This is a genomic window from Pseudogulbenkiania subflava DSM 22618 (assembly GCF_900177275.1).
Classification (GTDB): domain Bacteria; phylum Pseudomonadota; class Gammaproteobacteria; order Burkholderiales; family Chromobacteriaceae; genus Pseudogulbenkiania; species Pseudogulbenkiania subflava.
Map to the genome: position 1 here is coordinate 256,815 of NZ_FXAG01000001.1, position 21,768 is coordinate 278,582.

Genomic DNA, 21,768 nt, shown 5'->3' on the forward strand with positions numbered 1-21,768 from the left:
GCCCTCCGCGGTGCATAGCGTTGTCGCCTTCGGCCGGTCTCCGGGCTCACGAGCCGGGAGCACGCTCCCACGCCGGCGCCTTCCCGGGCGCGAACCCAGTGGCGTGTTGCCGGCGCTTACTCGATTACCGTTGCGGGGGCAGCGACGGATTTGCCGATCGGCACACCGTCTTCCCGTTGAGGTTCCCCGTGCGGTGGCGGCGCGCACGCGCAGCCGGGTAGCGGCGAGAAACCTCAAGCCCCGGGCCGATTCGAACCGGGGCACACCGAAAGCTGCTTAAGGATAGCAGAAGCGCACCGGCGGCATGGTCAAAATGCATAGGAAGTGGAGCCGCTACGCAGATCGGGGCGGAAAAAAACCGCCCCCGGCAAGCGGGCAGCGGTCTGGCGCGGACGCGGGAGGAGCGTCAGCGGTTGCCGTCGCGCTTGGGCGCGAACAGCGCGGCGGTCTGGCGGCCTGCCGGCTTGCCACGGCGTGCCTCGCCCGGACGGCTGCTGCCCGGACGCTGATTGCCGTTGCTGGGTTTGGCACGCGGCGGCATCACGTTGCCGTTCACCTCTTTCGGCGGCGGCGGCATCACGTTGCCGTTGGGCTCGCCACGCTGGCCGTTGGCCGGCGCGGTATGGCGCCCCTTGGGCTGCTGGGAACCGGTGTTGCTCTTGGGCGGACGGGCACCCGGCTGGCGCGCGCCGTCGGCGTGCTCGTGACGGCGCCCGTTCTGGCCGCCGTTGCCACTGGCGCCGGCGCTGCTACGCGCGTTGCTGGCCTGACCGTCGCCACGGCGCTGACCCTGGCCTTGACCTTGGCGCGGCTGGGACTGGCCCTGGCGTGCGCCCTGGCCTTGGCGTGCGCCTTGGCCCTGACGCTGCCCCTGGCCCTGACCGCGACGCTGGCCGCCCATCAGGATCGGTTCCGGCGCCACCGTCAGATCGGCCTCGTAGCCGGGAACGGTAAACTGCGGGATATCCTTCTTGATCAGCTTCTCGATGTCCTTGAGGAACTTGAACTCGTCCACGCACACCAGCGACACCGCCTCGCCCTCGTTACCGGCACGGCCGGTGCGGCCGATACGGTGCACATAGTCTTCCGGCACGTTGGGCAGCTCGAAGTTGACCACGTGCGGCAGCTGGTCGATGTCCAGACCGCGCGCGGCGATGTCGGTGGCCACCAGTACCTGCAGGGTGTTGGCCTTGAAGTCGGCCAGCGCCTTGGTGCGCGCGTTCTGGCTCTTGTTGCCGTGGATCGCCGCGGCACTGATGCCGCTCTTTTCCAGCTTCTCGGCCAGGCGGTTGGCGCCGTGCTTGGTGCGGGTGAACACCAGCACCTGGTGCCAGTCGCCCTGGCTGATCAGGTGGGTCAGCAGCTCGGTCTTCTTGTCGCGATCGACCAGGTGCACCTTCTGCTCGACCAGCTCGTTGGCGGTATTGCGGCGCGCCACTTCGACCAGCTGCGGGTTGTTCAGCAGGCGGTCAGCCAGCGCCTTGATCTCGTCGGAGAAGGTGGCCGAGAACAGCAGGTTCTGGCGCTTGGCCGGCAGCAGCGCCAGAACCTTCTTGATGTCGTGGATGAAGCCCATGTCGAGCATGCGGTCGGCCTCGTCCAGCACCAGAATCTCGACCCCGGAGAGGTCGATGGTCTTCTGGCCGGCGTGGTCGAGCAGGCGGCCCGGGGTGGCCACCAGGATGTCCAGCGGCTTCCTGAGCGCGGCGATCTGCGGGTTGATGCCGACACCGCCGAACATCACCATCGACTTGTGCGGCAGGTACTTGCCGTAGGTGCGCACCGATTCCTCCACCTGCGCCGCCAGTTCGCGCGTCGGCGTCAGCACCAGGGCGCGCGGACGACCCTTGATATGGGTCGGCGCCGGGCCGAGGCGGTGCAGCAGCGGCAGGGTGAAGCCTGCGGTCTTGCCGGTGCCGGTCTGGGCGGCGGCCAGCAGGTCGCCACCCTTGATCACCTGCGGAATAGCCTGCGCCTGGATCGGGGTGGGCGTGGTGTAGCCGGTTTCGGCCACGGCACGCAACAGGGGCTCGGACAGGCCGAGGTCGGTAAATTTGATTTCAGACATGAAAACTCCAGCGACGGCCCAATCGCAGGTTGTGCGACACCAATCCAGGCAGACGTCGATGATGGAAAATGCGGGGGCTTCGGCGTTGAAGCTAGACCGCGCGCCGATTGGCACGACGCGGGAAGGCGACAGTGTACAGGGGTTGGGCACGAAGGGAAACCCGCCGCCGACGGCAGATGCTCCAAACCTGTCTCAGCAGGCGGGCGAGCCACAGTAGCTTGAGTGCCGCCAGCGCACAGGAACCGGAATGGACACGGAGTACACGAGGATTCCGCATCGCTGGGCGCCTCTCTGCGTGCCAATCCATCGCTGAGCCCATCGAAGATTGGCTCAGCGATGGATTGGCTCAGCGATAGATTCGCACGCAGTGCGCATGAGCCCCGATCAGGGATCGCGCAGCAAGATCGTGAACAGGTTCTTAACCGAATGCCAGCGCGTCCATCGCGATGCTGCCATGCTCCATGCCACTATGCAGCACGCTGACCGGCGCGCCGCCGGCGCCCAGCGCGAAGAACAGCGGCAGCAGGTGCTCGGCGGTGGGATGGTTGCGCTTGGCGTGCGGTGCCTGGCGTTCCCAGTCGAGTACGGCGTCGACGTCGCCTTCGGCCAGGCGCTCGAGCATCCAATGCTGAAACTCCACGGCCCACGCTTCGGGGCCGGCGTTCCACGCCACCTCGTACAGGTTGTGGGTGAGGCTGCCCGAGCCCATCAGCAGCACGCCCTCCTCGCCCAGCCCCGCCAGCGCCTGGCCGAGCCGGTAGTGGGTGACGGCGTCCGCCGCCGGCAACACCGGCAGGGTCACCACCGGGATGTCGGCGTCGGGGTACATCGCCAGCAGCGGCACCCAGGCGCCATGGTCGAGACCGGGGCGCTCGTCCGGCTGCACCGCGAAGTCGGCGGCGGCGAGACGGCGGTCGATGTCGTCGGCCAGGGCGCGCTCGCCCTGCGCCGGGTACTGCAGCCGGTAGAGCTGTTCCGGGAAGCCGCCGAAGTCGTGCACGGTGCGCCAGTGCGCCGCGCTGCCGGCACCCGGCTGCCGCGCCGGACGGTGCGCCGACAGGCTGACGATGGCGCGCGGGCGGTCGTGGGCGTCGGCCCAGCGCCGCCAGGCGGCCGGCGCGGGCGAGCCGTCGATCAGTACGGTCGGGGCGCCGTGCGAGATGAACAGGCTGGGCAGGCGGGACATGGTGTACTCCTTGGGTCGATAAGTTGATGATACGCCGCGTCAGGCGCGACGGCCGAGCGGCTTGAGTGCGAAGGCACCGTCGCCGAGCAGGGCCACGGTCAGGGCCGCCGCGGTCAGGAAGGCGGTGTATTCCCAGCCGCCGCCCGGGTTGGTGAAGGCCCAGCCGTTGGCCAGATGCACCAGCAGGGTGGCGCCGAGCAGCACCGGGCTCAGCAGCAGCGCCACCTGGCGTCCGGCCACGCCGAGGATCAGCAGCACGCCGCCGGTGATTTCGGCCACCATGGTGAGCGGGCCGACGAAGCCGGGCAGGCCGAGCGAGGCGAAGAACCGGGCAGTGCCGGCCGGGGTGAACACGAACAGCTTGGTCAGGCCGTGCGCCAGAAACATCAGGCCGAGGCTCAGGCGCAGCAGGAAGGCGGCGTAGGGGGCGGTGCGGGTGTCGATCATGGTGCTTCTCCAGTGGGTGGGGTATGGGTGTATTAAAGCGCTTGCCATCTGATCGATAAACCCGCCATATTTCATAATATTGATTCGCCACAAGAAACAATTATGGACCTGATGACCGCCATGCGCGTGTTCCACGCTGTGGCCGACGGCGGCAGCTTCACCCTGGCCTCGGACAAGCTCGGCCTGTCGCGCGGCATGGCCAGCAAGTACGTGAGCTGGCTCGAAGAGCACCTGGGCACGCGCCTGCTCAATCGCACCACGCGCCGGTTGGCGCTGACCGAGAGCGGCACGGACTACCTGGCGCGGGTGGCCAGCATCCTGGCCCAGGTCGACGAAGCCGAGGCGCAGGCCGCCGAAACCAGCCGCGAGCCGGTCGGCACGCTGCGCGTCAGCGCGCCGCTGGCGTTTGGCGTGCGCCGGCTCGGGCCGATCCTGGCCGAGTTCAATGCCCATTACCCGCGCCTGACGGTGGACTTGCTGCTGGAAGACCGCCAGCGCGACATGCTGGAGGACGGCGTCGACCTGACCCTGCGCATCACCACCGACCTCGGCCAGAGCCAGCTGGTGGCGCGCGCGCTGGCACCGGTGCGGGTGGCGGTGTGCGCCGCGCCGGCCTACCTGGCGCACCACGGCACCCCGGCCACGCCGGCCGAGCTCGCCCGCCACCAGTGCCTGCGCTACACCCTGAGCGAACCGGTGGACGAATGGCGCTTCGGCAGCGAACGGGTCAAGGTCTCCGGCCCGCTCGCCGCCAACAACGGCGACCTGCTGGTGGACGCGGCGCGCCACGGCATGGGCATCATCTGCGAGCCGACCTTCCTGCTCGGCGACGATCTCAAGAGCGGGCGGCTGGTGCCGCTGCTGGAGGGCTACCCGCTGCCCGAATTTCGCCTCTACGCGCTCTACCCGCACCGCCAGTACCTGCCGCGCAAGGTGCGCGCGCTGGTCGATTTCCTGGCCGACCATTTCGCCGGGGAGCCCGACTGGGACGCCTATTGAGCCCCTACCCCATTAGAGCCTGTGCACGATCTGTCGCGAGCAGCCTCAGCGGGGTGAAGAGCAGCACAGACACCGGCGGCACCCAACCTGCTTTGGCTCGCTCGCCTGCTGAGGTAGGTTCTTGCCCCTCAAAACCGCTACACTAGCGCGCTTCTTTCCCAACATTGCCCGCGACCGGACCCAACCATGGCGCTCAAAGCCACCATCTACAAAGCCGAACTCAACATCACCGACCTGGACCGCAGCTACTACGCCAGCCACAACCTCACCCTAGCCCTGCACCCGTCGGAAACGGTGGAGCGCATGATGCTGCGGCTGGTGGCGTTCGCGCGCCACGCCAGCGACACCCTGGCCTTCACCAAGGGCATCAGCGAGGACGACGAGCCGGACCTGTGGCAGAAGAACTATTCGGACGAGATCGAGCTGTGGATCGAGCTGGGCGAGCCGGACGAGAAGCGCCTGCGCAAGGCCTGCGGCCGTGCCGAGCAAGTGTGGATCTACAGCTACGGCGGCCGCGCCGCCGACGTCTGGTGGCAGGGCATGGAAGGCAAGGCCAGCCGCTTCGAGCATCTTCATGTGCTCGGCGTCAGCCCGGACACGCTGACGCAGCTGGCGGCACTGGCCGAGCGCAGCATGCAGCTGCAGGTGACGATCCAGGACGGCCAGATCTGGCTGTCGGACAACGTGCACAACGTGCTGGTGGAGTTCGTTACGCTGAAGGAAGGGCACTGAGCGCCGCCCGGGGCGCCTCTGCCGGCCGAAAAAAAGCGGCAGCCAGGGCTGCCGCGTAAACCACCGTTCGAGATAGATACCAAGGAGAAGACTCAGGAACGGCTTAACACCATCTTGCTGATCGCCTCGGGACAACGTCCCAGCTTCCGGTAGAGCAGCGCCCCGGCAAAACCGCCGATGAACAGCGCGAAGTGGCCGAGGTACTCTCTCAGACCCGGGGTGTGCGAGCAGATCAGGGCGAGCACGGCCGCCGGCACCAGCGCCTTGATCGCGGCCTTGTTGTAGCCGTTCTCGTACCAGTAGGTGTTGCCCGGCTTGTCGCTGTACAGCGCGTCGACGTCGATGCGGCGCTTCTGCACCAGGTAGTAGTCCACCAGCACGATGCCGTACAGCGGGCCGATGAAGGCGGCGAGCGAGTCGAGCGTGTAGTGGATCACTTCCGGCGAGTTGAACAGGTTCCACGGGGTGATGAAGATCGAACCGACCGCGGCGATCATGCCGCCCATGCGCCAGCTGATCTTCTGCGGGTTGACGTTGGCGAAGTCGAACGCCGGCGACACGAAGTTGGCGACGATGTTGATGCCGATGGTGGCGGTGATGAAGGTCAGCGCGCCCAGCACGGCGGCCGTGGTGTTGTCGATCAGGCCGACGGTCTCGATCGGGTCTTCGATCAGCTTGCCGAACACCGGCAGCGTGCCCGAGATCACCACCACGGTGACGATGGAGAACAGCAGGAAGTTGACCGGCAGCCCCCAGAAGTTGCCCCGCTTCACTTCGTCCATGTTCTTGGCGTAGCGCGTGAAGTCGCCGAAGTTCAGCGTCGGCCCGGAGAAGTAGGACACCACCAGCACCACGGCGAGCACCATCTGCCACACCGCGTCGAACCCGGTCAGGCGCTTGGTGCTGAGGTCGAAGTTGATGTTGTGCCAGCCGGCCTTGTACACGATGTACGCCATCAGCAGGAACATCACGGCGTAAACCGCCGGGCCAGCCCAGTCGATGAACTTCTTGATCGCCTCCATGCCGTGCCAGAACACCAGCGCCTGCAGCGCCCACATCGTCATGAACCCCATCCAGCCCAGCGCCGACAGCCCGGCGAACTTGATATGGCCGAGGTACGCCAGTTCCGGGAAGAAGCGCAGCACCACGATCACCAGCGCCGACGAGGCGAGGTAGGTTTGGATGCCGTACCAGGCCACCGCGATCAGCCCCCGGATCACCGCCGGAATGTTGGCGCCGAACACGCCGAACGACATGCGGCACACCACCGGGTAGGGGATGCCTGCCTGCTGGCTCGGCCGCCCGATCTTGTTGGCGACGTACTGCACGATGCCGATGCCGATGAGCAGGCACACCAGCACCTGCCAGCTCGCCAGGCCCAGCGCGAACAGGCTGCCGGCGAAGACGTAGCCGCCGACGCTGTGCACATCCGACATCCAGAAGGCAAAGATGTTGTACCAGTTCCAGTTCTGCTCCTTGAGCGGACCGAGGTCTTCGTTGTAGAGCCGCTCGCTGTAGCCTTGCGGACGCTGGCCGGCGTGGCCGGGGGAATGCTGTTGGTGCATCGAAATTCTCCTTTGCAGTTTTGCTAGTCTTAGAGGCTCTTGTTGGCCTTGTTGCACTTCATTGTTAGCAGATTTCGTACACGCAACAACAACATTTTCGTATACGCTGTAATAACCCAGCTACTGCATTGTTTTCACTGCTGTTTTTCCGACACACTCCCAGTGTCTGGCGCGTCGGCGAGTGCTCTGAGCGCAATTGGCGATGGAAATAACGTATACAATATATAAATATTTAGTACACAAACAAATTTGCCGTGCCCCATGGGTACCGTGCCATTTGCGAAGTAAGATAGAAGCTAGGGTTTTGTATGCGACATCTAGGAGTGAGCAACCATGCTGCGGGGACTATCAGCCGCTCATCACCAACGCGGTGAGGAAGGCACCAAGGACGAACTGGTATACGCACGGCTATTCACCGCGATCATCGAGCACCGCCTGCAGCCGGGCATGAAACTGCCGGAAGATGCGCTGACCGAGAGCTTCGAGGTCAGCCGCACCGTGATCCGCAAGGCGCTGCAGCGCCTGGCGCTGGAGCGCCTGGTGACGATTCTGCCCAAGCGCGGCGCGACGGTGGCCAAGCCCACCATCGCCGAGGCGAAGAACATTTTTGCGGCGCGTCAGCTGATCGAAGTGGGCACGCTCGACCAGGTGGTCCAGAACATCCGCCCCAGCGATATCGCCGAGCTCCGGGAGATCGCCCGCCAGGAGCACGAGGCGCAGCACGCGCGCGACCACCGCCAGGCCATCAAGCTGTCCGGCCAGTTCCACGTGCGCCTGCTGAGCATCGCCGGCAACGACGACCTGACCGACTTCCTGGTGCGGTTGGTGTCGCGTTCGTCGCTGATCATCGCGGTGTACGGTTCGTCGTGGAGCGCCGACGGCAAATGCGACAGCCACGACGCGCTGATCGCCCTGCTCGAGGCGGGCGATGCGGCCCAGGCCAAGACGTGGATGTCCCAGCATCTGAAGGAAGTGGAGTCGGCGCTCGACATGTCGCCGGAGGAAGACAGCGAGCCCGATTTCAAGAAAATCTTCAGCGAGATGGAGAGCTAACGGCCGCTTGGTAACCAGCGGGGGACAGGCGATGAAGTGCCGCGAATCCTGCCTTCGACCAATACAGCAAAAGCCCCTCAGACCCGCCTTTGCCTGTTACCCCCAAAGCCAAAACATTGCCGATGCGAACATCCGCCCTTCCGCCGCGCGGCGGGATGGTGGATGGCGAGTGTTAAGCGGCGGGCTGCCCGACGCCGGGCGACGGTAGCGCTCTGCGTGCGAATCTCCGATTCGCTCAGCGATAGCTAGTTTCCGCCGCGCCTCGCCAGCCTCCAGCCAGACGGCAACCCGCGGCGGTGGGCTCGCCTTGGGCGTGCCGAGGGGCCTGGCGAGACAAGCCCCTCGACACGCCTGCCGGGCGGGACCGGCAAACCCCACGCCTCCGCCGGCCTCGGCAGACTGGCAACCACCTCGCTGACGACACCACACGGCCCTGTGTCCGTCATTTACCCCTTCCCTGTGCCTTATGCGCCGGCCCCGCCCCGTCTACCCTGACGCCATCCCATTTCATGATGGTGTTCCCATGTCCACAGTCCCTGCCATACCCATCAAGCTTTACCCGCGCCTGACGCAAGGCCGCTTCAACACCTGGCGCGTCGCCTTCGTGGCCGTCACCCAGCTGCTCTACTTCGGCCTGCCCTGGCTGCAATGGCACGGCCGCCAGGCGCTGTGGTTCGACCTGGCGGGCGGGCGCTTCCACCTGTTCGGTCTGACGCTGCTGCCGCAGGACATGGTCTACCTCGCCGCGCTGTTGATGGCCAGCGCCTTCGGGCTGTTCCTGTGGACCACGCTGTCCGGCCGGCTGTGGTGCGGTTTTTCCTGTCCGCAGACGGTGTACACCGAGATCATGCTGTGGATCGAGCGCTGGACCGAGGGCAAGCCGGCGGCGCGTCGCGCGCTCGACGCCGCGCCGTGGCGCCTGGACAAGGTGACGCGCAAGGGCGGCAAGCACGTGCTGATGGCGGCATTCTCGCTGTGGACCGGGCTCACCCTGGTCGGCTACTTCAGCCCGATGCGCGAACTGGCGGCCGGCCTGCCCACGCTCGCCATCGGCCCGTGGGAGGCGTTCTGGGCGCTGTTCTACGGCGGCTTCACCTACCTGCTGGCCGGCGTGCTGCGCGAGAAGGTGTGCCTGCACATGTGCCCGTACGCGCGCTTTCAGGGCGCCATGTTCGATCCGGATACCAAGCTGGTGGCCTACGATGCTCCCCGTGGCGAACCGCGTGGCGCCTTGCGCAAGGGTGCCCAGCCCGGCGTGGCGCGCGGCGATTGCGTCGATTGCGGGCTGTGCGTGCAGGTCTGCCCCACCGGCATCGATATCCGCGCCGGACTGCAGTACGAGTGCATCGGCTGCGCCGCCTGCATCGACGCCTGCGACGCGGTGATGGACAAGATCGGCGCGCCGCGCGGGCTGATCCGCTTCACCACCCAGCGCGCCGAGGACGGCGGCGATGCGCGACCGCGCCGCCCCTGGCAGCGCCCGCGCGTGCTGGTCTACGGCGGCCTGCTGGCGGTACTGCTGGCGCTGACGGCGACCGGCCTGCTGAACCACACACCGTACAAACTCGACGTGCTGCGCGACCGCGCCTCGCTAGTGCGGGAGGGTGACGACGGCTGGCTGGAAAACAGCTACAGCCTCAGGGTGATGAACGGCGACGAGCAGGCGCACCGCTTCCGCATCGAGGTGGAGGGCCTGCCCGGCGCCCGGCTGCGCGAGACCGCGCCGGTGATGGTGCCGGCGCTGACCGTCGCCACCGTCGGGGTGCGGGTGGCCGCCGATCCGGCCGCGGTACAGCGCGGCAGCCAGCCGTTGCGTTTCGTGCTGCGCGCCGTCGACGCCCCGCAACGCCACGTCAGCGCCGACAGCAGCTTCATCGGCGAGTGAGCGCGCCGCGCTGTCGCTTACGGGAAGAGGGGCAGGCGCCCGGCCTCCGCCACGCGGCGCCACCGCGCCCAGTCAGTGCCGCAAGATCGGCCTGGAGCGATGGGTTGCGCTTCGCTCCACCCATCCTACCAAGCCACCCATCCTACCGTATGGGCGAGCCCCCGAGCGCCGCCGCCAGCCAGTCCAGCGCGGCGGACTGCATCGCCGGCTCGACGTAGCTCAGGTTGAGGCGCAGGGCGTGGCGGCCGGCGCCGTCGGGGTGGAACAGCGTGCCGGGCGCGAAGTGCAGGCCGTGCGCCTGCGCCTCGGCCAGCAGTGTCTGGCTGTCCGGCCCCTCGTCCCATTCCAGCCACAGGAAGTAGCCGCCTTGCGGGCGGGACAGCCGCACCGTCGGCGGCAGCCGCGCCGCCAGCCCCTGACGCAGCGCGGCGGCGCGTTCGGCCAGTTGCTGGCTGAGCCGGCGCAGGCCGGGCGGGTCGCCACCGTCGGCCAGCAGCTCGGCGATCGCCATCTGGTTGGGCAGCGGCGAGGCCAGCGTGGTGCTGACCTTGAGCCGGCACACCGCGTCGAGGTAGCGCCCCGGCGCGATCCAGCCGACGCGGTAGCCGGGGGCCAGCGACTTGGAGAAGGTGGCGCAGTACAGCACCCGCCCGGCGGTGTCGCGTGCCTTGAACGGTGCCGGAGCCGGCGACTCGAACGCCAGCTGGCGGTAGGCGTCGTCCTCGATGAGCGGCACGTCGTAGCGCTCGGCGAGCTGCCACAGCGCGTCACGCGCGGCGTCGCTCAGGCAATGCCCGGTGGGATGCTGGAAGTTGGCCATCACCGCGATGCCGTGCACCCGGCCTTCGGCCAACCCTTGCGCCAGCGGCGCCAGGTCAAGCGCGCCGTCGAGCCCGACCGGCAGCGCCAGGGTGGCGATGCCGTGCTGCGCCAGCACCCCCAAGAGACCGGGGAAGGCCGGCGTCAACACCGCCAGGCACGGCGCCGCCAGCTCGTGCGTCACCACCTGCACCGCCAGCGCCAGCGCCTCCATGCCGCCGCAGGTGATCACGAGCTGGTCCCAGTCGAGCGCCATGCCCTCGGCGTGGCAGCGGCGCGCCAGTTGGCGCCGCAGCGCGTCCAGCCCGAGCAGTTCGTGGCGCGCCAGCAGTTCGGGGTAGCGCCGCTGCACGCGCACGAAGGCCTGCGCCAGCGCGCGGCCGTCGAACAAGGCCGGATTGACGAACGGCGACCCCCACGGCAACAGCGGGGCCAGGTTGGCCGAAGCCGGTACCGCGCCGCCCGGTGCCACGCGGAAACCGGCACGCGGCAGCGCCTCGACGTAGCCCTGCCGCTCCAGCTCGTAGTAGGCGCGCTTGGCGGTGTTCATGCCGACGCCGTGGGTCTCGCACAGGCGGCGCAGCGACGGCAGGGCGTCGCCGGCGCGGTAGCTGCCGTGCTCGATAGCGGCAACGAAAAAATCGACCAGCGTGGCGTACTTGGACATCGGCCCACTTCAAGGCAAAGGGAAAGACCCGCAGTGTAGCGGAGAATCCCCCGTCCCGGCCGGAAGGGGCATGCGCCGGCCAGCCCCGCCCGGCCACAACGCGACGCATCCGCGCTGGGCGCGACGGTGCGCGTCAGCGTCGCCACGCCGCGGCGTGGCCGAGGTCGTATAATGCAGCCATGACCACGTCCCCTCCTTTTGCCGGGCTCACCCCGGACTGCCTGCTGAACGCACTGGAAGGCCTCGGCCTGCCGGTGAACGGCCAGCTCTTGGCGCTCAACAGCTACGAAAACCGCGTCTACCAGGTCGGCCTGGACGACGCGCCGCCGCTGGTGGCCAAGTTCTACCGCCCCGAGCGCTGGAGCGAAGCGCAGATTCTGGAAGAGCACGCCTTCGTGGCGGAACTGGCCGGCCACGAGATTCCGGTGGTGGGCGCGCTCGACATCGCGGGCAGCACGCTGCATCAGCACGCCGGCTTCCGCTTCGCGCTGTTCCCGCGCCGCGGCGGGCGTGCCCCGGAGCTCGACCAGCCGGACACGCTGCAATGGCTGGGACGCTTCCTCGGCCGCATCCACGCCGTCGGCGCGGTGACGCCGTTCGCGCAGCGGCCGACGCTGGACGCCGCGAGCTTCGGCGTGGAGCCGCTGACCTATCTGGCCGACTGCCCGTTCATCCCGGACGAATTGCGCGAGGTGTACCTGGGCGTGGCGCGCCAGGCGCTGGACGGCGTGGCGCGCGGCTACGACCGTGCCGGCGCCATCACGCTGCGCCGCCTGCATGGCGATTGCCACGCCGGCAACGTGCTGTGGACCGAGGCCGGGCCGCACTTCGTCGATTTCGACGACTGCCGCATGGGACCGGCGGTGCAGGATCTGTGGATGCTGCTGTCGGGGGAACGTAGCGAGCAGAGCGCCCAGCTGGCCGATCTGCTGGCGGGGTACGAGGATTTTTGCGAGTTCGACACGCGCGAGCTGTACCTGGTCGAGGCGCTGCGCACGCTGCGGCTGATCCACTACAGCGCCTGGCTGGCGCGACGCTGGCACGACCCGGCGTTTCCGGCGGCCTTCCCGTGGTTCGACAGCCCGCGCTACTGGCAGGACCAGATCCTGGCGCTGCGCGAGCAGATCGCGCTGATGGACGAAGCGCCGCTGTGGCCGGTGTGAGCGCGCGATCCTGAGCCGCCGCAGCGCGGCCTTCCTCCTGCAGTCAGCCCTATCACGCCCGCCAGGCGGCGCGCAGCAAGCCGGGGGCCTCAGCCGGCGGTGTCGGCGGCGGGCTCCTGCACCAGGCGGTGACGCTGCGCCAGCGTCGGAAACAGCCGCATCCACAGCGCCGCCACCAACAGCGTCCCCACCCCGCCCGCCACCACCGCCGGCACCGTGCCCAGCAGCGCCGCGGTGGCGCCGGACTCGAACTCGCCCAGCTGGTTGGAGGCACCGATGAACAGCGAATTGACCGCGCTGACGCGGCCGCGCATCTCGTCCGGGGTCTCCAGCTGCACGAAGGTGGTGCGGATCACCACGCTGATCATGTCCGACGCCCCCAACACCGCCAGCGCCGCCAGCGACAGGCCGAACGAGGTCGACAGGCCGAAGGCGATGGTGGCGAGCCCGAACACCGCCACCGCCGCGAACATCACCCGCCCCACCCGCTGCGCGATCGGGAAGCGCATCAGGTAGGCCGACATCAAGAGCGCGCCCACCGCCGGCGCCGAGCGCAGCAGCCCCAGCCCCCACGGCCCGGTGTGCAGGATGTCGCGCGCGTAGATCGGCAGCAGCGCGGTAGCCCCGCCCAGCAGCACCGCGAACAGGTCGAGCGAGATGGCGCCGAGGATGTCGGGCCGGCTCTGGATGAAGCGCACCCCCACCAGCAGCGAATCGAGCGTCATGCGCTGCTGCGAGGGCTCCGACGGGCGCGCCGCCAGCCGCGACAGCAGCAGCGCGCCGCCGAGGTAGAGCGTCAGGTCGAGGCCGTAGGTGAACTCGGCCCCCAGCGCGTAGAGGAAGCCGCCCAGCGCCGGCGCCAGGATGGTGGCCGCCTCGTTGGCCGAAGCGGCCGCCGCCACCGCCGGCGGCAGCAGCGCGGGCGGCACCACGTTGGGCAGCAGCGCCTGCATCGCCGGCATGTCGAAGGAGCGGCAGGTGCCGATCAGCACCGACAGCGCGAAGATCAGCTCGCGGCTCACCGCAAAGCCGGCGTGCGCGCTGCCCAGGCCCAGCAGCGCCGCCACCGCGGCCTGCACCAGCAGGCTCACCGTGACGATGCGCTGGCGGTCGAAGCGGTCCACCACCGAGCCCACCACCAGCACCAGCAGCACCCGCGGCAGGAACTGCAGCAAGCCCACCAGGCCCAGATCGAGCGCGCTGCCCGTGAGCGAGTACACCTGCCAGCCGATGGCGACGGTGAGGATCTGGAAACCGCTGGTGAGGCAGACGCGGGTCAGCCAGTACAGCCAGAATGGACGGAAGCGACGCAACGAAACCGGCACGGCCGGCGAGGCAGAGTTCATGGGCGGGCAAGGAAATGACGGGGGAGGCGACAGCGTACCCTTGCCCCGCCCCGAGCGCCAGCCCGGAACGGCGTTGCAGACTGGCGCAACGGCCGGGGCGGGGCGCTGTACCAGGCTGACACAGTGTTGCACTTCGCCACAGCGGCCGCGCCGCGTCGGGCCGGGCGCGGCCGGACCAGGAACGCCCGCGGTGCCGCCAGACCGCCACAAACCCCATTGGTTTCAACGAGATAGCGCATTACATACCAAAGTCGTAGACGGTTTTTCCCGGCGTGGGAATGGCGCTTGCACCTGACGCCCGGCAGTCGCCTCGTTTGCCACCGGAATGGAGAAACCATGAAAACCAGAACTCAAACCACCCTGCTCGCCAGCCTCGTCGCCGCCCTGTTCGCCGGCCAGGCCATGGCCCTGGAGGTCTACAACGACAAGGGCTGGACGCTCGACATCAGCGGCTCGGTCAACGCCTTCTACACCACCAGCAAGGCCGACAACGCCGAGCGCAGCAGCCAGATCGAGAACGGCCTGTTGCCGGGCTACTTCAACATCACCGCCGCCACCAAGCAGAAGGGCCTCGACATCAAGGGCGTGATCGGCATGTGGCCGGGCATCGATTCCGACTCGCCGGCCTTCGCCGGCACCACCTCCGGCGTCGGCAAGTCCACCGTGGACGCGCGGACCAACTACCTGAGCTTCGGCAACGACAAGATCGGTACCTTCAAGTTCGGCCGCGATATCGGCCTGTTCCAGTCCAACGCCATCCTCAACGACATGACGCTGATCGGCGTCGGCGGCGGCGCCGGGCTGGCACGCAACATCAACACCACGCTGGGCGGCATCGGCGCCGGCTACATCTACGCCGAGTTCCAGCCGCAGATCACCTACACCACGCCGGATTACAACGGCTTCCACGCCAGCCTCGGCGTGTTCGACAACAAGGACGTCGACAGCACCGGCACCACCGGCAGCCATCCGGGCTACCAAGGGCTGGCCGAGTACGGCTTCAAGAGCAACGCGGCCTCGGGCAAGGCCTGGCTCGGCTTCGTCAACCAGCAGTTCACCCGCATCCGCGACAACAACGCCACCGGCTTCGAGCTGGGCGCCAAGGCCGACATCGGCAACGTCGGGCTGATGGCGCAGGGCTTCAGCGGCAAGGGCATCGGCGACACCATCCTGTTCTCCGGCGGCACCGACGCCGACGGCAACAACCGCCGCTCCAACGGCTACCTGGCGCAGGCCACCTACAAGATCGACGACCTGAAACTGGGCGTGAGCTACGGCGAGAGCCGCACCAAGGCCACCAGCGAAGAAGGCAGCGGCGACATCAACCGCGTCGCCGGCACCACGCTCGGCGCCTACTACAGCCTGACGCCGAACCTGACCCTGGTGGGCGAACTGAACCGCCGCCGCAACAAGGTCACCGACATCGACACCGACAGCGTGTCGCTCGGCGCCATCCTGTTCTTCTGATCGTGTTGCCGCCCGCCACATGGCGGGCGAGGCGCCAACGCCGAAGCCCGACGTTCCGGAGAGGAGCGTCGGGCTTCGGCCGTTTGGGGGGATGGGTGAACGCGCCGTCAGCGCGGCGCCGGCTTGAGGCGGCGGTACAGGGTGTTGCGGCTGACCCCGAGGCGGCGCGCGGCGGCGCTGACGTTGCCGTTGCAGTCGGCCAGCACGCGGCGCATCAGCTGCAGCTCGACCTCGGCCAGGCGCTCGCCGTGGGCGGGGGTGGAACGGGGCGGCGCGGCGGGCGGCTCGCCGGCCTCCTCGACCTCGGCCGCCGGCATGACCTCCAGCAACTCCTCCGGCAGGTGGCTCGGCAGCAGGGTCTCGCCCGGCTCCAGCAGCGCGTACAGGGTGCGCAGCACGCCGTGCAGCTGGCGCAAGTTGCCGGGCCAGGGGTAGCGGGCGAACGCCTGCCACACCGCCGGCGCCACCGCCACCGGCCGCCCCCCGGACTCGTCCGCCAGCAGTTGCGCCACCAGCGGCACCAGGTCGCTGCGCTCGCGCAGGGGCGGCAGCGCCAGGCGCACGCCGTTGATACGGTAGTAGAGGTCGGCGCGGAAGCGGCCCGCCGCCACCGCCTCGGGCAGGGCGCGGTGGGTGGCGCACAGCAGCGAGAAGTCGACCGGCAGCACCCGGCTCGAGCCCAGCGGCGTCACCTCGCGTTCCTGCAGCACACGCAGCAGGCGCGCCTGCAAGGCGAGCGGCATGTCGCCGATCTCGTCGAGGAACAGCGTGCCGCCGTTGGCCTGCAGCAGCTTGCCGACGTGGCCGCGCCGGCGCGCGCCGCTGAAGGCGCCCTCCTCGTAGCCGAACAGCTCCGATTCAATCAGCCCTTCCGGGATCGCGGCGCAGTTGACCGCCACGAAGGGCCGGTCGAAGCGCGACCCGCTGCGGTGGAAGGCGCGCGCGAACAGCTCCTTGCCGGTGCCGGTCTCGCCTTCGATCAAGAGCGGAATGTCCTTGCCGACCAGACGCAGCGCGCGGCGCGCCACCGCGGCGAGCCGGGGGTCGCCGGCGAGGAAGTCGTCCAGCGTGCGCGGCCGGCCTCCGCCGAAGGCCGAGCGTCCGGTCTCCGCCGCGGGCGGCGCCGCCGCCGGCACGTGATGTTGCAGATAAGCCATGCAGTCTCTCCCTGTCGCCGGGCTCGCCGTCTTCCGCTGAAGACGCCCGGTCTCTCCTGCTTTGTACAAGGGAGCGCGCCACCCCACCATTCATCTTTGGTCGGGGATGGGCGGCGCCGCGCTACAATGGCGCATGTCCGATTTTCCCTACCTCGCCGGCTACCCGCCGGCGCTGCTCGAGCGCGTGCGCGCGCTGGTCGCCAACCGGCGCCTGGGCACGTGGCTGGCCGAGCGTTACCCGGAGCGCCACGCGGTGCAGACCGACCGCGCGCTGTACCAGTACCTGGCCGAGCTGCGCCAGCGCTACCTGAAGAACGCCACGCCGCTGGCCAAGGTGCTGTACGACAACCGCCAGCATCCGGTGCACGGCACCCTCGGCACCAATACCTTCGTGGCGCGGGTGCAGGGCGGCAAATTGAAGAGCAAGAACGAGATCCGCATCGCCACGCTGTTCCGCGAGGCGCCGCCGCAGTTCCTGAAGATGATCGCGGTGCACGAAATGGCGCACCTGAAGGAGAAGGAGCACAACAAGGCGTTCTACCAGTTGTGCTGCCACATGGAGCCGGACTACCACCAGCTGGAATTCGACCTGCGGCTGTGGCTCACCGCGCGCGAGCTGAACCTGATGGAGCCGGGCTGAGCACCCGGCGCGATGGGGCAAAGGTTGGCCGAAGACCCGGGCCTTCGGCCAACCCTGATCAGGGCCGGCTCACGCTTTCTTGACGAACGGCACCGGGCCGGTGGCACTCGGCCGCCGCCATAAAAAGCGCATGAACCGGTTCTGACGACTCAGTAGTTGGTGGTGTTCGCCGCCGACGCGTTGGCCGCCGGCTGGGCGTTGACCGTCATCTTCAGGCGCCGGCCCGGATCGCTGGGCAGCGTCACGGTGTTGCGCTGGCCGTGGTATTCGTAGGTCACCTCGTAACCGGCCAGTTCCTCGCGCTGCGACGGGTGGCACACGGTGCGCGCCGCCGTGGTCGGACGTGCGCCCTGGGTGTTGCGCGCGATCTGCTGCCCGGCCATGGCGCCGCCGATGGCGCCGACGATGGTGGCCGCGGTCTTGCCCTTGCCGCCGCCGACCTGGTGGCCCAGCACCCCGCCGACCAGGCCGCCCAGAAGCGCCCCGCCGTTCTCCGCCGTCACCATGCCCTCCAGGCCGCCGCTCGGGGCCGGTGCCGCGACGGGTTCGTTGACCTGCTCGCAGTTATCGTCCTTGACGGTCTGGTAACGCGGCTCGCTCTTCAGCACCGTGGCGTAGTCGGTAAAGGTCATCGCTTGGGCGCTGCCGGCGGCGACGAGCAGCGTGGCGATCAGCATTCTTTTCATTATCGGGATTCTCCAGAGTCGGCAATCCGCCACGAGACGGCGGTGACGGCCAGTATAGGGAGACGATATGTATGCCTTGTAAATAGTTGTTAACGGATGTTAAGCCACTAGGCGGCTGTGCCTTCGCATCTTGAGCGCCGGCAGTACTGCGTGCGAATTCTCAATTCGCTCAGCGATACGGAATCCTCATGTACTTCATGTCCATTCCGGTTCCTGTGCGCTGGCGACACTCAACCTGCTTCGGCTCGCTCGCCTATTGGAACAGGCTTGGATGCCATACCCCTACCTTGACTAGTCCTGCCGCCCCTTGCCCAGCTCGGCCACCAGCACGCTGGCCACGATCAGCGCGGCGCCGCACAGCGCCGGCACGGTGAGCGGCTCGCCGGCGAGCCAGCCCACCAGCCCGCCCCACACCGGCTCCATGGCGTAGATCAGCGTGGCGCGCGTGGCCGGCACCGTCTGCTGCGCCCAGTTCATCGCCACCTGGATCAGCGTGGTGGCCAGCCCCAGCCCGAGCACGCAGCCGATCAGTCCCGGCGTCGGCTGCGGCGCGGCCTCGCCGGTCGCCAGCATCAGCAGCGTCGCCAGCAACGCCACCGTCAGCAGTTGCACCACCGCCATGCGGCGTGGCTCGCAGCCCCCGGCGTAGCGGCCGAGCAGGCAGATTTCCAGTGCGATCATCGCCGCCCCGGCCAGGGTCAGCGCCTCGCCGAGGCCGAACGACCACTCCAGGCCGCGCGGGTCGGACAGCAGCACCAGGCCGCCGAAGGCCACCGCGATGCCGAGCCAGGCCGCCAGCGGCGGCGGACGGCGGAACAGCAGCAGCATGATCAGCGGCACCAGCGGCACGTAGAGCGCGGTGAGGAAGGCCGACTTGCTGCTGGCGATCAGGCCGAGCCCCATGGTCTGCAAGCCGTAGCTGCCGCACAGCACCGCCCCCATCAGCACCCCGGCGCGCAGTTCGGCGTGGGTCAGGCCGCGCAAGTGACGCCACGACAGCAGCAAGGCCAGCGCCCCGGCCACGCCGAAGCGCAGCGCGACAAAGCCGAACGGCCCGGCCCATTGCAGCGCGGTCTGCACCGCGAGGAAGGTGCCGCCCCAGACCACCGTGATCAGCAGCAACACCAGGTCCGGCAGGCGCGAGGGGCGCGCCCCGGAAGGCAAGGGCAAGGTGGCGCTGGATGAGGTCATGACGGAACTCCACGGGAAAGGAAAGCGAGGGTCGATTGCCGCGAAACGGCTTAGTGCACTATACTGCACATATCGCTCACTGTGCAATATAGTGCTCAAATCATGCCCGATACCCCGCCGCAAGTGCTGCTCGATGTTTCGGCCAACCTGCGTCAGGCGCGCCAGACGCTGGGCTGGAGCCAGGACAAGCTGGCCACCGCCGCCGGCGTCAGCCGCCGCATGCTGGTCAACATCGAAGCCGGCGACAGCAACGTCAGCCTGGCCACGCTCGACCGCCTCGCCGCCGCGCTCGGCCTGTCGTTCGCCGAACTGGTGCGCCCGCCCGCGGCCAACCCACGCCAGCCGGCGGCCCCGGTGACGGTGTGGCAGGGCCGGCACGCCGACAGCCACGCCAGCCTGCTGCAGAGCCTGGGCAGCGCCGGCCGCACCGTCGAGCTGTGGCTCTGGCAGCTCGCCGCCGGCGAACGCTACGATGCCGAAGCCGACCCCGCCGGCAGCCACGAGATGCTGTACGTCATCGCCGGCGAGCTGGAACTGGAACGTGCCGGCACACGCCAGCGCCTCGGCCCCGGCGACTCGCTGACCTTCGCCTCCGACGAGCGCTACGCCTACCTCAACCCCGGCGCCGTGCCGGTGCGCTTCACCAAGAACGTGCTGCTGGCGCGCTGAGGCGCGGACATGCAAAAAGCCGCGTCCCGAAGGAACGCGGCTTGGCGGTCACACACCCCGGCGCTCAGTAGCCCAGCGTGGCGCCGTCCGGGTTGCGCGGGTCGGAGTAGCCATAGAGGCCGTCGTCGCGCAGCTGGATGGTCTGGGTGCGCCCCATGGTCGGCTGTACCGACACTTGGTAACCCTGCTGCTTGAGGATCGCCATGGTGTCCGGGCTCAGCCCCTTCTCGACGCGCAGCTGGTCCGGCAGCCACTGGTGGTGTACGCGTGGCGTCGAGGCCGCTTCCGCCGGGTTCATGCCGAAGTCGATGGCGTTGACGATGGTCTGCAGCGTGGTGGTGATGATGCGTGCGCCGCCCGGGCTGCCAGTCACCAGCCACGGCTTGCCGTTCTTCAGCACCAGCGTCGGCGACATCGACGACAGCGGACGCTTGCCCGGCTGGATCGCGTTGGCCTCGCCGCCGATCAGGCCGTAGGCGTTGGGCACGCCCGGCTTGGCCGAGAAGTCGTCCATCTCGTCGTTGAGCAGGATGCCGGTGCCCTTGGCGACGATGCCGCTACCGAAGTTCAGGTTCAGCGTATAGGTCACCGCCACCGCGTTGCCCTTGGCGTCGACGATGGAGTAGTGCGTGGTCTGGTCGCTCTCATACGGCTGCGGCTTGCCCGGCTTGATGGCGGCGGCCGGCAGCACCTTGACCGGGTCGATCTTCTGCGCCAGCTCGTCGGCGTACTTCTTCGAGGTCAGTCCCTTCACCGGCACCTTGACGAAGCCCGGGTCGCCTAGGTACTCGGCGCGGTCGGCGTAGGCCAGCTTCATCGACTCGGCCATAGCGTGGATGGTCTGCGCGCTGTTCACGCCGTACTGCGCCAGCGGGTAGCGCTCCAGCATGTTGAGGATCTGGATGATGTGGGTGCCGCCCGAGCTCGGCGGCGGCATCGACACCACCTTGTAGCCGCGGTAGTCGCCGCTGACCGGCACGCGCTCCTCGACCTTGTAGTGGGTGAGGTCATCCTTGCCGATCAGGCCGCCGTGCTGCGCCATCTCGGCCACGATCTTGTCGCCGATCTCGCCCTGGTAGAACACCTTGGAACCGTGCTTGGCGATCAGCCGCAGCGACTTGGCCAAGTCCTTCTGCACCAGCTTGTCGCCCAGCTGCAGCGGGCGGCCGTTCTTGAAGAAGATGGCGCGCGTGCTCTCCCACTTGCCGAGGTTGTCCTTCTCCACCTCCAGCATCTTGGCCATGGTCGGGCTCACCACGAAGCCGTCCTCGGCCAGCTTGATCGACGGCGCGATCAGGTCGGCCAGCTTCATCGTGCCCCAACGCTGGAGCGCGTGCTCCATACCGGCCACCGTGCCCGGCACGCCGATGGCGAGGTGGGTGTACGTCGAGCGGCCCTCGGCGACGTTGCCCTTGGCGTCCAGATACATGTCGCGGCTGGCCTTGGCCGGGGCAATCTCGCGGAAGTCGAGCGCCACGTCCTGGCCGCTCTTGGTGTCGTGCAGCATCATGAAGCCGCCGCCGCCGAGGTTACCGGCGTTGGGCAGCACCACCGCCAGCGCGAAGCCGACCGCCACGGCAGCATCGACGGCGTTGCCGCCGCGCTTCAGCACGTCCACACCGATGCGGCTGGCCAGCTCGTGCTCGGCGGCCACCATGCCGTGCTTGGCGTAGACGGGATGAAAGATGTCCTGATCGTAGTCGTACTTGACCACCGGGGCGGCGACCGGCGCTTCGGCTTGCGAGGCGACCGGGGCGAAGGCCAGCGCCAGGCCCAGCGCCATGGCGCCGAGGGCGAAGGGACGACGGAGACGGGAAGACGGCATGAATGACTCTCCTTTGTTGACGGCATCGGCCAGGGCGTCTCTGCGCCTTGGTCTGGGGTGGCGGGCGCGTCGTAGCGGCGCTAGCGACGGCGCGGACGTGCCCGGTGAAGCGGCAGGCTCTACGGCCTGCTGGTATTTCAACCCCGCCCACGCTGCATGATTCATGCCCGCCATGACATCACCATCGGCGGTGCTAACTCCTT

General features: G+C 68.4%; 18 protein-coding genes and 1 riboswitch. Of the genes, 8 read left to right on the top strand and 10 right to left on the bottom strand.

Going from position 1 to position 21,768, the window contains the following annotated elements; genetic code table 11:
* Nucleotides 1–34: 34 nt before the first annotated feature.
* Nucleotides 35–176: riboswitch (cobalamin riboswitch) on the bottom strand.
* A 230-nt stretch (nucleotides 177–406) separates the two neighbouring features.
* The 3 genes from B9N72_RS01200 to B9N72_RS01215 form a co-directional block, all read right to left on the bottom strand.
* Nucleotides 407–2,068 (bottom strand): DEAD/DEAH box helicase, encoded by a 1,662-nt coding sequence (locus B9N72_RS01200; protein ID WP_143477725.1) that lies wholly within the window; start codon nucleotides 2,066–2,068, stop codon nucleotides 407–409.
* Nucleotides 2,069–2,486: 418 nt separating this feature from the next.
* Nucleotides 2,487–3,254, bottom strand: coding sequence for a DODA-type extradiol aromatic ring-opening family dioxygenase (locus B9N72_RS01210; protein WP_085274627.1), 768 nt, complete (start codon nucleotides 3,252–3,254; stop codon nucleotides 2,487–2,489).
* Between the two features lie 39 nt (nucleotides 3,255–3,293).
* A complete protein-coding gene (locus tag B9N72_RS01215) occupies nucleotides 3,294–3,701 on the bottom strand; it encodes a DoxX family protein (protein ID WP_085274628.1) in 408 nt (135 codons plus the stop codon).
* A gap of 102 nt (nucleotides 3,702–3,803) precedes the next feature.
* On the opposite strand from B9N72_RS01215, the gene B9N72_RS01220 reads away from it, so the two are divergent.
* Together B9N72_RS01220 and B9N72_RS01225 are read left to right on the top strand one after the other, a co-directional pair.
* The gene (locus B9N72_RS01220; protein ID WP_085274629.1) at nucleotides 3,804–4,700 is read left to right on the top strand and encodes a LysR family transcriptional regulator; all 897 of its coding nucleotides are present in this window, start codon (nucleotides 3,804–3,806) and stop codon (nucleotides 4,698–4,700) included.
* 186 nt (nucleotides 4,701–4,886) lie between these two features.
* Complete coding sequence (locus tag B9N72_RS01225; RefSeq protein WP_085274630.1) at nucleotides 4,887–5,432, top strand: YaeQ family protein; 546 nt, start codon at nucleotides 4,887–4,889, stop codon at nucleotides 5,430–5,432.
* A gap of 92 nt (nucleotides 5,433–5,524) precedes the next feature.
* Here the strand turns inward: B9N72_RS01225 and B9N72_RS01230 are convergent, their stop codons facing one another.
* Entirely contained in the window at nucleotides 5,525–6,997 is a 1,473-nt protein-coding gene (locus B9N72_RS01230) for an NCS1 family nucleobase:cation symporter-1 (RefSeq protein ID WP_085274631.1), read from the bottom strand.
* Nucleotides 6,998–7,330: 333 nt separating this feature from the next.
* Here B9N72_RS01230 and B9N72_RS01235 point away from each other — a divergent pair, with 333 nt between their 5' ends.
* Both B9N72_RS01235 and ccoG read left to right on the top strand, forming a co-directional pair.
* Nucleotides 7,331–8,050 (top strand): GntR family transcriptional regulator, encoded by a 720-nt coding sequence (locus B9N72_RS01235; protein ID WP_085274632.1) that lies wholly within the window; start codon nucleotides 7,331–7,333, stop codon nucleotides 8,048–8,050.
* Nucleotides 8,051–8,573: 523 nt separating this feature from the next.
* Nucleotides 8,574–9,935 carry a cytochrome c oxidase accessory protein CcoG gene (gene ccoG / locus B9N72_RS01240; protein WP_085274633.1) on the top strand — a complete coding sequence of 454 codons (1,362 nt, stop codon included), beginning with the start codon at nucleotides 8,574–8,576 and terminating at the stop codon, nucleotides 9,933–9,935.
* Between the two features lie 142 nt (nucleotides 9,936–10,077).
* Here the strand turns inward: ccoG and B9N72_RS01245 are convergent, their stop codons facing one another.
* Nucleotides 10,078–11,421, bottom strand: coding sequence for an aminotransferase-like domain-containing protein (locus tag B9N72_RS01245; RefSeq protein ID WP_085274634.1), 1,344 nt, complete (start codon nucleotides 11,419–11,421; stop codon nucleotides 10,078–10,080).
* Between the two features lie 179 nt (nucleotides 11,422–11,600).
* Here B9N72_RS01245 and B9N72_RS01250 point away from each other — a divergent pair, with 179 nt between their 5' ends.
* Nucleotides 11,601–12,584: a serine/threonine protein kinase gene (locus B9N72_RS01250; RefSeq protein ID WP_085274635.1), complete on the top strand. Its 984-nt coding sequence runs from the start codon at nucleotides 11,601–11,603 to the stop codon at nucleotides 12,582–12,584.
* A gap of 89 nt (nucleotides 12,585–12,673) precedes the next feature.
* On the opposite strand, the gene B9N72_RS01255 is transcribed toward B9N72_RS01250, so the two are convergent.
* Nucleotides 12,674–13,930: an MFS transporter gene (locus tag B9N72_RS01255; RefSeq protein ID WP_085274636.1), complete on the bottom strand. Its 1,257-nt coding sequence runs from the start codon at nucleotides 13,928–13,930 to the stop codon at nucleotides 12,674–12,676.
* A 336-nt stretch (nucleotides 13,931–14,266) separates the two neighbouring features.
* On the opposite strand from B9N72_RS01255, the gene B9N72_RS01260 reads away from it, so the two are divergent.
* Nucleotides 14,267–15,397 carry a porin gene (locus tag B9N72_RS01260; RefSeq protein ID WP_085274637.1) on the top strand — a complete coding sequence of 377 codons (1,131 nt, stop codon included), beginning with the start codon at nucleotides 14,267–14,269 and terminating at the stop codon, nucleotides 15,395–15,397.
* Nucleotides 15,398–15,504: 107 nt separating this feature from the next.
* Here the strand turns inward: B9N72_RS01260 and B9N72_RS01265 are convergent, their stop codons facing one another.
* Entirely contained in the window at nucleotides 15,505–16,554 is a 1,050-nt protein-coding gene (locus B9N72_RS01265; protein WP_085274638.1) for a sigma-54-dependent Fis family transcriptional regulator, read from the bottom strand.
* A gap of 133 nt (nucleotides 16,555–16,687) precedes the next feature.
* On the opposite strand from B9N72_RS01265, the gene B9N72_RS01270 reads away from it, so the two are divergent.
* Nucleotides 16,688–17,194 carry a M48 metallopeptidase family protein gene (locus B9N72_RS01270; RefSeq protein WP_085274707.1) on the top strand — a complete coding sequence of 169 codons (507 nt, stop codon included), beginning with the start codon at nucleotides 16,688–16,690 and terminating at the stop codon, nucleotides 17,192–17,194.
* Nucleotides 17,195–17,343: 149 nt separating this feature from the next.
* Here the strand turns inward: B9N72_RS01270 and B9N72_RS01275 are convergent, their stop codons facing one another.
* Nucleotides 17,344–17,880: a glycine zipper 2TM domain-containing protein gene (locus B9N72_RS01275; RefSeq protein WP_085274639.1), complete on the bottom strand. Its 537-nt coding sequence runs from the start codon at nucleotides 17,878–17,880 to the stop codon at nucleotides 17,344–17,346.
* A gap of 291 nt (nucleotides 17,881–18,171) precedes the next feature.
* The gene (locus B9N72_RS01280) at nucleotides 18,172–19,071 is read right to left on the bottom strand and encodes a DMT family transporter (protein ID WP_085274640.1); all 900 of its coding nucleotides are present in this window, start codon (nucleotides 19,069–19,071) and stop codon (nucleotides 18,172–18,174) included.
* Nucleotides 19,072–19,173: 102 nt separating this feature from the next.
* On the opposite strand from B9N72_RS01280, the gene B9N72_RS01285 reads away from it, so the two are divergent.
* A complete protein-coding gene (locus B9N72_RS01285) occupies nucleotides 19,174–19,740 on the top strand; it encodes a helix-turn-helix domain-containing protein (protein WP_085274641.1) in 567 nt (188 codons plus the stop codon).
* 64 nt (nucleotides 19,741–19,804) lie between these two features.
* Here B9N72_RS01285 and ggt read toward each other — a convergent pair whose 3' ends face one another.
* Entirely contained in the window at nucleotides 19,805–21,565 is a 1,761-nt protein-coding gene (gene ggt / locus B9N72_RS01290; RefSeq protein ID WP_085274642.1) for a gamma-glutamyltransferase, read from the bottom strand.
* Nucleotides 21,566–21,768: the final 203 nt, after the last annotated feature.

What these genes read in the sequence shown, in the direction of transcription:
- B9N72_RS01215 (WP_085274628.1), bottom strand. Translation starts at nt 3,701, where the DNA reads ATGATCGACACCCGCACCGCCCCCTACGCCGCCTTCCTGCTGCGCCTG.
- B9N72_RS01275 (WP_085274639.1), bottom strand. Translation starts at nt 17,880, where the DNA reads ATGAAAAGAATGCTGATCGCCACGCTGCTCGTCGCCGCCGGCAGCGCC.
- B9N72_RS01230 (WP_085274631.1), bottom strand. Translation starts at nt 6,997, where the DNA reads ATGCACCAACAGCATTCCCCCGGCCACGCCGGCCAGCGTCCGCAAGGC.
- B9N72_RS01210 (WP_085274627.1), bottom strand. Translation starts at nt 3,254, where the DNA reads ATGTCCCGCCTGCCCAGCCTGTTCATCTCGCACGGCGCCCCGACCGTA.
- B9N72_RS01245 (WP_085274634.1), bottom strand. Translation starts at nt 11,421, where the DNA reads ATGTCCAAGTACGCCACGCTGGTCGATTTTTTCGTTGCCGCTATCGAG.
- B9N72_RS01250 (WP_085274635.1), top strand. Translation starts at nt 11,601, where the DNA reads ATGACCACGTCCCCTCCTTTTGCCGGGCTCACCCCGGACTGCCTGCTG.
- B9N72_RS01255 (WP_085274636.1), bottom strand. Translation starts at nt 13,930, where the DNA reads ATGAACTCTGCCTCGCCGGCCGTGCCGGTTTCGTTGCGTCGCTTCCGT.
- B9N72_RS01225 (WP_085274630.1), top strand. Translation starts at nt 4,887, where the DNA reads ATGGCGCTCAAAGCCACCATCTACAAAGCCGAACTCAACATCACCGAC.
- ggt (WP_085274642.1), bottom strand. Translation starts at nt 21,565, where the DNA reads ATGCCGTCTTCCCGTCTCCGTCGTCCCTTCGCCCTCGGCGCCATGGCG.
- B9N72_RS01235 (WP_085274632.1), top strand. Translation starts at nt 7,331, where the DNA reads ATGCTGCGGGGACTATCAGCCGCTCATCACCAACGCGGTGAGGAAGGC.
- B9N72_RS01280 (WP_085274640.1), bottom strand. Translation starts at nt 19,071, where the DNA reads ATGACCTCATCCAGCGCCACCTTGCCCTTGCCTTCCGGGGCGCGCCCC.
- B9N72_RS01265 (WP_085274638.1), bottom strand. Translation starts at nt 16,554, where the DNA reads ATGGCTTATCTGCAACATCACGTGCCGGCGGCGGCGCCGCCCGCGGCG.
- B9N72_RS01260 (WP_085274637.1), top strand. Translation starts at nt 14,267, where the DNA reads ATGAAAACCAGAACTCAAACCACCCTGCTCGCCAGCCTCGTCGCCGCC.
- B9N72_RS01220 (WP_085274629.1), top strand. Translation starts at nt 3,804, where the DNA reads ATGGACCTGATGACCGCCATGCGCGTGTTCCACGCTGTGGCCGACGGC.
- B9N72_RS01285 (WP_085274641.1), top strand. Translation starts at nt 19,174, where the DNA reads ATGCCCGATACCCCGCCGCAAGTGCTGCTCGATGTTTCGGCCAACCTG.
- ccoG (WP_085274633.1), top strand. Translation starts at nt 8,574, where the DNA reads ATGTCCACAGTCCCTGCCATACCCATCAAGCTTTACCCGCGCCTGACG.
- B9N72_RS01270 (WP_085274707.1), top strand. Translation starts at nt 16,688, where the DNA reads ATGTCCGATTTTCCCTACCTCGCCGGCTACCCGCCGGCGCTGCTCGAG.
- B9N72_RS01200 (WP_143477725.1), bottom strand. Translation starts at nt 2,068, where the DNA reads ATGTCTGAAATCAAATTTACCGACCTCGGCCTGTCCGAGCCCCTGTTG.